The organism is Bartonella jaculi (assembly GCF_039543045.1).
GTDB lineage: Bacteria > Pseudomonadota > Alphaproteobacteria > Rhizobiales > Rhizobiaceae > Bartonella > Bartonella jaculi.
The window spans coordinates 1-2,492 of sequence record NZ_BAABIZ010000083.1 but is presented as its reverse complement, the minus strand read 5'-3'; the positions used below and the strand labels follow the sequence as shown (position 1 = coordinate 2,492).

Genomic DNA, 2,492 nt, shown 5'->3' with positions numbered 1-2,492 from the left:
GCCTGTGGAGAGGAAGGCTCTGGCCAATGTCTTGTGACTTTGGTGAAACCAGCCTCGAAGAAGCAGGAAATCAACAGTAGATGTAATCAGAAATGAGAATATTTACGTAAGTTTGATAGAACGGTGTAAAAGTCAAAAGAAAGTGATAAAAATAATAAGGTATTTTATAACATAAATATTTGAAAATATTAGAAAAAATATCAAAAAAAGACAATAAAACAGTTGACAATAAATGCGGATTTTGTTCATAATGGATAAAACAAGGGTATAGGAAGCTTGTTTTTCTATAAAGACACGGTGCTGTTTTAATAGTCTGTATGATGATGGACATACTCTTTTGGATAAAAATTTATCTATTTAGCTTACGTTGTGTTTCAAAGTGCCATGCCGCTGCTTCATATTCAGCTTCTTCAGCAGATATTACATCACCAGCATGAGCGGAATTAATCCCAAATTGGACTTGTTCCCGAAATCATAAATTGTATGCACTCTTTTCTTTTTGCTCTTTTATAATATCACACATTTGGCTTCTTCTCTTTCTCTGTTCTAAAGGATAAGATTTTAGAGATTACAGAATAAAAAACATCCCGTACAGGTTTATTTTATTGCAATAAAAATGAAAAATGATAAAATCATCCCGAAAGGGATTATTATGATTGAGAGCAGAATGAAAATATTGGGTTTTATCGTTAGAAATACACGTAAAAAACAAGGATTAACACAAGAACAGTTAGCAGCTACATCGGGGGTTGGTGTGCGATTTATCCGTGATTTAGAAAGAGGCAAAGAATCTTGTCATGTTGGAAAAACCATACATGTGCTTTCAATGCTTGGTCTCGATATCCAGATTGGAAATGAAAAGATATGACCCGTATACTTGACGTTTATTTGCACCCAAAATTAGTTGGTCAATTGCATCAAGAGAAAAGTGGAGATCTTACGTTTCTCTACGATAATGACTATTTGCATCAAGACTTACAGGGGATCTCTGTTTCGCTTCCTCCTCGTGTTGAAGGTTATAAAGGTCAAGCGGTAAAAGCTTTTTTTTCCGGTCTCTTACCTGATGAAAATGTAAGACATCGTTTAGCAACTTACTTAGGTCTTTCTGAACAAAATGCTTTTGCTTTGCTTGAAGTTGTTGGGGGAGATTGTGCCGGAGCTCTTGCTTTATATCCACATGGACAAGTTCCGAATTTGCCAACAGATGATATAGAAACTCTTGATGATGCTCAGTTAAAAGAAATTCTTGAGTGTATTAAACGTCGTCCAATGCTTGCGGGAGATGATGGTTACAGATTATCTCTTGCTGGAGCGCAAGATAAATTAGCGGTTGGCTTTAAAGATAACCATGTTCAACTCATTAAAGGAGGCGCGCCGACCACTCATATTTTGAAACCACTGATTGAACATATTAATGATAGTGCACATAATGAACTTTTCTGTATGAAATTGGCAAAACTCATAGGCATTAATGCGCCAGAAGTGCATTTACATTTTGCGAATAATACACCTTACTATCTTATAGCTCGATATGATCGTGAAATAGTTTCTAACGAAACGGTGTTACGTATTCATCAAGAAGATTTTTGCCAAGCACTTAGCATTGCCCCAGAATTTAAATATGAATGTGAAGGAGGACCTAGTATTGCCGCATGTCAAACCATTATTTTTCGGCATACGTTGCGTCCTGCTGTTGATCAACTTAATTTCCTTAATAGGGTTATTTTTAATTATTTAATTGGTAATGCCGATGCGCATGGTAAAAACTTTTCACTACTCTATAAACAGAAAAAACCAGAACTTTCTCCTGCATATGATTTGTTAAGTACGGCTATTTATCCAGATTTATCTCAAAAAATGGCTATGAAAATAGGAGGAAAATATATGCCTAAAGATATATATTTACGTCATTTTTATAAAATGGTTGCGGATACTAAAGCTGCTCAATCTTCCTTAAAAAAGCAAATAAAAATAATGACCGATTCAATCAGTGATAAAGCAATCAAATTAAAAAAAGAGCTCGAGGGTGAAGGTTTGCATTCTGAAGTTTTTGATGCAATTATCACTGTTATTCAACAGCGCTCTCAACATTTAAAATTTTAATCTCCTTCCTTTGGCTACCTTTCTTTCCTAAGTAACGAAGCTTTACGGCGCTATGGATAAATTTCTTAGTGCTAAGGAGAATACTAATGGCTCACAATGTGAAGTGAGAAAAATTCTCAATTTTAACTCTTGATATATATAAAAAAAGCATTGTTTTGAGTACAATGTACTCAATTGAAGAGGAGTTTTGGATAATGGCAAGAATTCAAGTCCATGTACCAGATGCTATCAAACACTTTTCAGAAGAGGTTATTCAATCTACGGGTTTACACAGTTTACTTGTAATCTATTTATATCTATGTAATAATACGTATTATGAATAGATTTGTTGGGATAGGTAAGGCCGCTCAAGCTTTGGGGGTTTCTATTAGCACTCTACGACGTTGGGA

The 2,492-nt window shown here is 34.9% G+C and carries 3 protein-coding genes; all 3 read left to right on the top strand.

Features of this window, described 5'->3' with window-relative positions:
- Window positions 1-652 precede the first annotated feature (652 nt).
- Window positions 653-868: a helix-turn-helix transcriptional regulator gene (locus ABD915_RS09335; protein ID WP_345117634.1), complete on the top strand. Its 216-nt coding sequence runs from the start codon at window positions 653-655 to the stop codon at window positions 866-868.
- Entirely contained in the window at window positions 865-2,103 is a 1,239-nt protein-coding gene (locus ABD915_RS09330) for a type II toxin-antitoxin system HipA family toxin (RefSeq protein WP_345117632.1), read from the top strand. Before ABD915_RS09335 ends, ABD915_RS09330 begins: the two co-directional genes overlap by 4 nt.
- A 315-nt stretch (window positions 2,104-2,418) precedes the next feature.
- Window positions 2,419-2,492: MerR family transcriptional regulator (locus tag ABD915_RS10365; protein WP_486303703.1), on the top strand; the 74-nt coding region annotated here is incomplete at its 3' end.